This window comes from Bartonella sp. AC329YNZD, assembly GCF_042196685.1.
Classification (GTDB): Bacteria; Pseudomonadota; Alphaproteobacteria; order Rhizobiales; family Rhizobiaceae; genus Bartonella.
In genome coordinates, this window is the sequence record NZ_JBHIQS010000009.1 from 63020 (window position 1) to 70521 (window position 7502).

Annotated in this window: 9 protein-coding genes and 1 pseudogene; 8 read left to right on the forward strand and 2 right to left on the reverse strand. The window is 43.9% G+C overall.

From position 1 onward, the window contains the following. Positions 1-2122: 2122 nt before the first annotated feature. Complete coding sequence (locus ACFIMW_RS05765; protein WP_375608155.1) at positions 2123-2692, reverse strand: hypothetical protein; 570 nt, start codon at positions 2690-2692, stop codon at positions 2123-2125. Positions 2693-2833: 141 nt separating this feature from the next. Here ACFIMW_RS05765 and ACFIMW_RS05770 point away from each other — a divergent pair, with 141 nt between their 5' ends. The 8 genes from ACFIMW_RS05770 (at position 2834) to ACFIMW_RS05805 (ending at position 5705) form a co-directional block, all read left to right on the forward strand. Then, positions 2834-2986, forward strand: a complete 153-nt coding sequence (locus ACFIMW_RS05770; RefSeq protein ID WP_375608156.1) for a hypothetical protein — start codon at positions 2834-2836, stop codon at positions 2984-2986. Beyond that, complete coding sequence (locus ACFIMW_RS05775) at positions 2983-3111, forward strand: hypothetical protein (RefSeq protein WP_375608157.1); 129 nt, start codon at positions 2983-2985, stop codon at positions 3109-3111. Before ACFIMW_RS05770 ends, ACFIMW_RS05775 begins: the two co-directional genes overlap by 4 nt. A 6-nt stretch (positions 3112-3117) precedes the next feature. Further along, the gene (locus ACFIMW_RS05780) at positions 3118-3240 is read left to right on the forward strand and encodes a hypothetical protein (protein ID WP_375608158.1); all 123 of its coding nucleotides are present in this window, start codon (positions 3118-3120) and stop codon (positions 3238-3240) included. A gap of 145 nt (positions 3241-3385) precedes the next feature. Beyond that, positions 3386-3790 carry a hypothetical protein gene (locus ACFIMW_RS05785; RefSeq protein ID WP_375608159.1) on the forward strand — a complete coding sequence of 135 codons (405 nt, stop codon included), beginning with the start codon at positions 3386-3388 and terminating at the stop codon, positions 3788-3790. Then, on the forward strand, positions 3777-3980 hold the full coding sequence (locus ACFIMW_RS05790; protein ID WP_375608160.1) for a hypothetical protein: 204 nt from the start codon (positions 3777-3779) through the stop codon (positions 3978-3980). Before ACFIMW_RS05785 ends, ACFIMW_RS05790 begins: the two co-directional genes overlap by 14 nt. After that, positions 3953-4525 (forward strand): hypothetical protein, encoded by a 573-nt coding sequence (locus tag ACFIMW_RS05795; protein WP_375608161.1) that lies wholly within the window; start codon positions 3953-3955, stop codon positions 4523-4525. Before ACFIMW_RS05790 ends, ACFIMW_RS05795 begins: the two co-directional genes overlap by 28 nt. Positions 4526-4549: 24 nt before the next feature. Further along, positions 4550-5251, forward strand: a complete 702-nt coding sequence (locus ACFIMW_RS05800) for a hypothetical protein (RefSeq protein WP_375608162.1) — start codon at positions 4550-4552, stop codon at positions 5249-5251. Between the two features lie 286 nt (positions 5252-5537). Beyond that, positions 5538-5705, forward strand: a complete 168-nt coding sequence (locus ACFIMW_RS05805; protein WP_375608163.1) for a hypothetical protein — start codon at positions 5538-5540, stop codon at positions 5703-5705. Between the two features lie 151 nt (positions 5706-5856). On the opposite strand, the pseudogene ACFIMW_RS05810 reads toward ACFIMW_RS05805, so the two are convergent. Continuing rightward, positions 5857-7502, reverse strand: a pseudogene (locus ACFIMW_RS05810) (toprim domain-containing protein); the annotation flags it as partial.

Genomic DNA, 7502 nt, shown 5'->3' on the forward strand with positions numbered 1-7502 from the left:
ATTGGATGCCTCCTTTGAGGGTCGGAGGTATCCCTTGAGGGGAAGGATGCACTCTTTTTGAGGGCTAGAGTGCATCCATAGGGGAAGGCGTATTCCATAAAGATATAGAGACAGCCAAGAAATTTATTCTCTTATCTTATACTGATCGGTTGTTGCGCTTGCTATGGATATTCCCTTTGATATCCTCAGCATTTGAGACCATTGTATGATAAGACTCGCTCGTCAGTATAATGATAAAAGATACTAACGCTTCTATGATAATTAAGATATTTTTGTGCTTTTTTTTTGATTTTTTTTTGATTTTTTTTCACACGAGATCTGTAAGGTATTTTCCTACAGTTTGTCTTTTTGTTTAACTAATGGCGTTGGAAAAACACTTCAATTATTTTAACTGCTTCAACACTGTCCTCAACGAACAGTGTTTTATGATACAACAGAATAAGCCATATCAACTTTTGGATTCTTTGAGGATGTTAGAAGGGGGCACTAGAAAGGAAGGATGTTGTATATATTGGGGGTATCTCTAAAAGAAAGAAGATTAATGCCTGTGGGAAGAATTTAAAGGGCTAAGCCTTTCTCCATCTTTCCTGTCTATTTTTTATTTGGTTTGATGGTTAAAGAGCAATATTTGAATGGAAAGTGCGCATTACCTTACATTTTAGGGCTTTTTTAAAATGAGTTTACGCTCTTACCGTAAAACCGAATGTTCCAAACAGAATAGACTTGTGTTGCATATTTACGGACTTCTTTTAAAGAAATATAGAGTGATTTTCATATTACAATAATGTTGGTGAATGAATTAACGGAGAAAGTCCTTATGAAGTGGATAATCTCTTCTATGAAATCTAATAAGAGAGCGGTTCGCACTATCTACTATTTTCGCTCTTAATGGGATGACAGCTCTTGGAACTTGAGAGTGTTTAGAAGAGGTCTTTTGATTTTTTTTATCTTTGAAGTATTTTATTCCATCTGTCTCTCCCGATTGTAACGCGCAAGGAAATGGTGTTGATTGATTCAACATAAATAAGAGAATCTTGCGATATTCTGCTCTCTTAATTTTAATCTGAAGAACAATTGATTGTGATTATACATCAGCCTATTGGTGTGATATGATAAAGAATATCATCAAATATTAGTCATTCTATTATGGTGTAAAACAGCTTATACCGTAAAACACTATCCTTTAAGGTTTGGTGATATGAAGCAAGCTTTTTGGGATATGTTTTAAGTGTTTTTTAGGGGCGTGGTGAATCTTTGAGACAGAGCAATCTTCTGTTGCGCCTTGAGTTTAGCGGAAAACCCTGAATAGAAGCCAAGAGGGAAGTGTATCCAAGCTGTTTGTAAATCAGATTGAGTTAAGAATCTTTGTTCTTTAAGAATGGAACGCAAGTCAATTTGACAAAAGAATGATCTATTTTGCGGGTAGACCTTATAGAGGAATATCACAAAGTTAACAGGAGATTGATTGAAGATAATACAGTTATAAAAAAAGCCTCCTTTGCAATCAGAGGACTTAAAAAACAGGAGAATTTCTAACATTAGGTTGTAGAAAATATCAAAAAAATGAATTTAAAAAACTATTGTGCATTAAAATTTCATGAATACTTTTTTCAACTGAGTGCTTATTCTAAGTTCGACATCCATTGAACTGTTTTTAAAGATGTGTTGATGCATGCAACAATTTTGAACAAAATGTACTCTAAAAAACGAATACATTTAAAAGCCTCTCATGATGATAGACTACTGTAGATTGAGGCTCTTTGTTTTTAAGGGGATGCGTATTGAGTGTGGGGTTTTAGGGTTTTGTGCAGTTTTGTCTTTTGAGGGTTAGGGCTTGAGGGGATTGAAGCGTTTGCAAGGGGCGCTGTGGCTGGAGTGTTGAGCTTGTGGGATTTAAGAATTCTCTTTGGTTTTTGGTTATGAAGGAGTGTGGCTATCCCATGGGGTGTGTTCTTAAGGGCGATGTTTTTGGTTGTTCCTTATGAAGGAGGGGGGCGTATGATGGTTGTGCGGAGCGTGATTTTGAAGGCGGGGGTATTTTGCGGCATTATTGCTGTTTTCCTTTGTTTTGCTTATAGAGGGAGCGGGAAGGATGGGAGGCCGCTTAAAATGGCGAGGGAGATTATTCAAAATGTTTATGGTTTGCATATCCCCAATGAAATGCGAGCAAGTCTAAACAATCTCGTAAATGATCGGCAAGGGAGTTTTGTTTGCGTTTTGAAGAACTTAATTCTTTGATCGCTTGTCCGTGGCCTATAACCCGCTCAAGAAGAGAATAGCCAAGAATACCAAGTTGAACTTTAATGGTTTTTAATTGATTGGATGCTGCTATTTGACGTTCAATGGGGTGTGTGTGCCCTTGGCTACAGGCAACCTTTTCACGGGTGTAGTCAAGGCTCATGTGGAGATCGGCTTGGCTTTGACGCCAGTAAAAATAAAAACGTTCTGCCGCTTTATATTGGGCTTTGCTGAGATGCCCTTTGGCATATAAAAGGGCAATGGGATGGCTTTGTGCATTGGCAATGGCTTTAATCGTGCGCGGGTTACTGGAACTTTCTGGATGATTGGGTTTAAAATAAGGATTACGCGTTTCTACAGGGATTTCTTGCGTCTTTAAATGACCAATGTGCTTTCCTTGATTTTGATGATCAAGCGGGCAGGTTTGCATGTTTTTTTTCTCTTGATGGCTCATAACATCTCCTTAAAAATTTTAATTTTGATTCTTTCATGTTTATGCAAAGAAACGGGATTGTGCTGTTGTATGCTTGTTGAGGAATAGGTTTTTATATCTGCTTGTTGCGTGAGGGGACGTTTTTCAAAAGGGTGTGGGGTGGTGGTTTTCTTTTGCTGCTGTCATTTGTTTGTACGAGAGATTTATACGGGGGCGGGGATTTTGCGGGGGCTGTGCGAGGGATTTTGTGGGAGTGGTGTGTGTCGTTCTCTTTGTGGTTCTGCTTCTTTAAAGGATGGGCGTTTTGTTGCATGATGGGCATTCTTTCTGATTTTATTGCTGTGGGGGGAATTGATGTCGCAGGATTTGGTTTTTTGCCATGGTTGATGTTTTTCTGCCTCTTGGGAGCTTTATTTCTATTTATGTGGGGAGGTATTTGAGGGATCATGAAAGGAAGAAATTTTTTTAAGAGGATGGGGTTTGGGGGGCTTTATTGGCGGGGATCTCATGTTGTTTATACGGTTGCTGAACGCATGGGGTGGCGCTGGCTTTGGTTCTTAATCCCGTGAGGGTATCCTTTTGGGTTTTGTCATTGGGCTGGTTTATAGAGGTGTAAAGCATCTTGTTATGATTTGGCTTTAGAGCCTTGAAAAGAGAGGGGTTTTGTCGCATGGTGGATATTTTTCTTGAGTGACTTGATGGGGGAGGTGAGTGATGGCGCGCGGGCTTTTGTCTCTGAAGGGATTGGTGTTTAGCTGTATTGTGGCCTATGTCTCTGTGGCTGTTTATGTGGAAATGAAGGCTCTTGGGATGACGTGGGGCATATTTTTACGAGCTGTGGCGTTTTATGGCATTCCCGGTATTTTCCTTATGTTGGGTTATGAAGTAATGCAGCGGCGTGGTATAACGAAGGGTTTGTTCCTCAAGATGGTGTTGTTGAGCTTCATTTTGGCTGCTCTCTCTGATTTTGTTTATGCGCAAGCCGAGCATTTGGGTTTGACTCAGGTGTGGTTCTTAAACAAGTGGGTGTTTTATGTCCTTTTGGGCTTTGTCCTTGCTCTTATTTATAGACGGGCAAGGCGTCTTGAGTTTAGGATTTCATTCTTTGAAAAGGATTGATCTTTTGCGGCATTTTGGGCATGATCTTTGGTTTTTATTGATGAAGGAGCGGGGCGTATGGGTGATTACGCGGGACATATTTTTTAAGGGACTGGCGTTTTGCTGCATTTTTGGCTTGGTTCTTGGCTTTGCTTATGAGGATGCGGGGCGACCGGCTATTCCGTGGGAGGTGTTTTGGCAGGGGGGGTGATTTCTTGCATTGTTGCAACTGTCCTTTGTTTTATTTTGGTGGGAGCAGACCGTAGGACTTTTACGTGGGGTGTGTTTTTGAAGGCGGGGGTGTTTTGCACCATTGCTGCAGTGATTCTTGGCTTTGCTTATAAGGGAGCGAAGCATTTTGATATATCGTGGGAATTTTTAGTGATGGGAGCGGTATTTGTTGCATTGTTGGCGCTGTCCTTGGTTTTACTTATGAGGGTGCGGGGTAAATGGATATCGCGTGGGGTATTTTTATTGAAGTTTCTGGTGTTTGGCGGCGTTGTTGGCACTGTTGTTGGGTTGGCACATGTGGGAGCCAAGCATATGGGCTGGAGCACGCTTTGGTTCTTGAACGATAGGTGGTTCTTGAACGATAGGGGGTTCTTGAACAATGGGGGGTTCTTGAACAATGGGGTGTTTGTGAGCAGTGTTGGATTTGTTCCTTTTTTTGCTCTGGAGAGGGGTATGGTGTGTGCGTGTACTGTTGGGGGGCTTAAAAAAATGAGCATTTTTCTTTTCCACCGGCGTGATCTTTGATGTTCTTTCTGTGAGGGGTATTTGATGTCGAACAATGTGATGTTTTTGCTGTTGCCTTGTTTTTTCTGCTTTTTTGGGTTTTTCTGCTTTTTTGCTGTTGCCTTGATTTTTATTTATAAGATTGCCAAGCGTCGCTCTGTTACAGGGTGGATGTTTTGGAGATGGGTGGTGCTTTATGGCGCTCTTGCCACCTACCTTGGTTTTATTTATGTGGGCGTGGGCCGTCGTGCTGTTGACGGAGAGCTGCTCTTGAAGGGGGCGGTATTTTCTTGCATTTTTGCAACTGTCCTTGGTTTGGTGCATCTGGGCGTCAAGAGTATGCCTGTTGCTTGGCAAGTTTTCTTGAAGGCGGTTATGTTTTGTTGCATGATGGGCTTTATCCTGTGGTTTGCTGCTGTGGGTGTCAGGGATATGGATAGCATAAGGGCGGTATTCTTAAAGGTTTTGCTCTTGTCTGTATTGTTGAAAGTGCTCTTGGGGTTCTTTATACGCGAGCAAGGTGATACGGTGTTACAGAGGTTGTTGCGTGCTTTGAATTTTGTGCTGTTTTTCTGCATTTTGGCACCAATCCTTTGTTTTACCCGTCTGGGAGCAGAGAATCTAGGGTTGAGCTGGCTTTGGTTCTCGGATGAGAGGGTGTTGCCCTTTATTGTTGGATTTTTTTCTCCTTTGATTTATCAGGGTGTAAGGCGTGCGCGTGTTCTAGGGGCTTGGTTCTTAAAGTAGGGGGTGTTTTTCTTCTCCATGGGTGTGATCTTTAATGTGCTTGCTGTGAGGGGTATGTGATGTCGAACGATTTGTTTTTTTTTGCTGTTGTTGGTGTTTTTCTACCTTTTTATTGTTGTCGTTATGTGTACTTATAAGGTTTCCAAGCGCTTCGATATTCCGTGGTGGCGGGTGGCGTTTTATTGTATTTTTGGTCTTTCCCTCCTTTTGAAGGAAGTGCTGTTTTACGGCATTTTAGGAGTCGTCCTTTTTTAGCTCTTGTGGGGATGGAGAATGTGGACATACCATGGGGACTATTGTCCTTGATGGGGTTGGTATTTGCTGCACTGTTGGAGTGGTTTTTGATTTTGCATATGAGGGGGTGGCGAGATGGGGTGGTGACGCATTGTTTGTGGTTATTGAAGGGGGGGCGCCGTTGTTAGAGCGAGCTTTTTTTGTTTGCATTTGGGATTAGAGAATCTAGGGTTGAGGGGGCTTTGGTTCGCGAAGGATTGGATGTTTTTCGTCATTTGTGGATTGATCCTTCCTGTTGTTTCTATGGGAGCAGGGCGTGTGCGTGTGAAAGCGGTGGCGTTTTTAAAGAGAGTGGGGTTTGTGGGGTATTACAGATAACGTCGAGGGAATGATTGTTCAAAAGAACAGCGATAGCGGTAGGTTTGGGGATCAAACCAAAGCCCTATTTTGCCTTCAAAATCACCAGAACGTTGTTTGGCAATATTCATAATAACGCCGGGGCGTTTGGCTAAATCTGCTTTTTCTTGTGCGAGAGAGGCGGCAAAGATTTTGTCTTCTAACGGTCGATTGCGCCAAATGGTGATGATGTTAAAGGCATTGGCGCCAATCTCTGAGGCGCCTTTAATGTCTTCTGTGCTGGGGATATCTTTATCCAGACCGCTTTTGCGGGCATGGGCGACAAGGTGAATGTGCACACTGTTTAAAACAGCCCAATCAACCATTTTATAAACGGCTTGTTCTTGTCTTGCATAATCATCAGAGGCAATGCCAAGCCGCATCAAACTGTCGATGATAAATTGATCGCAGCCATAGCGCGCACGGCAATAGTCAAAGACATCAAGCAAGGTGTCAACGCTTGATTTGCCAACATGCTCATAAAGAATAAGCCCTTCATCTAAAAAATGAAGAATCCGTTCAATTGTCTCTTTTGTAGGCTGTTCTAAGCCGCCCGTTTGTTTGGTTAAACGGCGGAGCGATTGTTCTCCTTTCATCTCCAGAGACGCTAAGCAAAGCCGACTGTTTTGCGCAATCCAATGGGGAATACAGTCTGATAACAATTGGCTTTTACCTGCTCCACTGGCACCGCTCCATAGCGTTAATTCTGCTGGGCGGAAATGCACTTTGTCCTTCAGTTTAGGATAGGGAACCGTATAACCAAGATGTTTTTCAGGCTCTGGCCAAAACAGTCCGATGACTTTGTCTTTATAGTCTGAGGCGCGCCGTAAACCTTCTGGTGCAAAGCTTTTTGCTGAGGAAAAGGCTGCTTTTATGGTGGCTCTATCAATCCCTGCGGTTAAACAGTCATTGGCATCTTTGAGGGGTAAATGGACACGGTAGCAACGGTGGCGTCCAAGCCTGCTGGCAATCTCACGGGCTGCTTCTTCACCAGGCTTATCCATATCGGTGGCTAAAAAAATTGTTTCAAAAGCTTCTAAATGATCAAATTCATTTTCAATCCAATTGTGCTTTCCTCCACTGCCTCCTCCAAAGGGGACAGAGACCGCCGGATATCCATAGGCGGCTAAGGAAAGTGCATCAATTTCTCCTTCAGTGATGACAATGGTACGGTTTGTTGAAGAAAAAATGGGAAACGGCGCGCGCTCCATTAAGGGGGACTGCTGAGGCGCCTGCGTGGCGGCTGGGGTTGATGAGGGTGCGTGTTGAGGCGCGTTTGTGGTGGTGGGGGGTGATGAGGGAGCGTGCTGAGACGCGTGTGGAGCGGCGGGGTTGGTTGAGGGTGCGTGTTGAGGCGCGTTTGGGGCGGCTGGAGTTGATGAGGGGGCGTGTTGAGGCGCCTGTGGGGCGGCTGGGGTTGATGAGGGAGCGTGCTGAGACGCGTGTGGAGCGGCGGGGTTGGTTGAGGGTGCGTGTTGAGGCGCGTTTGGGGCGGCTGGAGTTGATGAGGGGGCGTGTTGAGGCGCCTGTGGGGCGGCTGGGGTTGATGAGGGAGCGTGCTGAGACGCGTGTGGAGCGGCGGGGTTGGTTGAGGGTGCGTGTTGAGGCGCGTTTGGGGCGG

Bases quoted from the DNA above. Each gene is read 5' to 3' on its own strand.
- ACFIMW_RS05765 (WP_375608155.1), bottom strand. From the start codon at position 2,692: ATGAGCCATCAAGAGAAAAAAAACATGCAAACCTGCCCGCTTGATCAT.
- ACFIMW_RS05785 (WP_375608159.1), top strand. From the start codon at position 3,386: ATGGCGCGCGGGCTTTTGTCTCTGAAGGGATTGGTGTTTAGCTGTATT.
- ACFIMW_RS05800 (WP_375608162.1), top strand. From the start codon at position 4,550: ATGTCGAACAATGTGATGTTTTTGCTGTTGCCTTGTTTTTTCTGCTTT.
- ACFIMW_RS05775 (WP_375608157.1), top strand. From the start codon at position 2,983: ATGATGGGCATTCTTTCTGATTTTATTGCTGTGGGGGGAATTGATGTC.
- ACFIMW_RS05780 (WP_375608158.1), top strand. From the start codon at position 3,118: ATGAAAGGAAGAAATTTTTTTAAGAGGATGGGGTTTGGGGGGCTTTAT.
- ACFIMW_RS05805 (WP_375608163.1), top strand. From the start codon at position 5,538: ATGGGGACTATTGTCCTTGATGGGGTTGGTATTTGCTGCACTGTTGGA.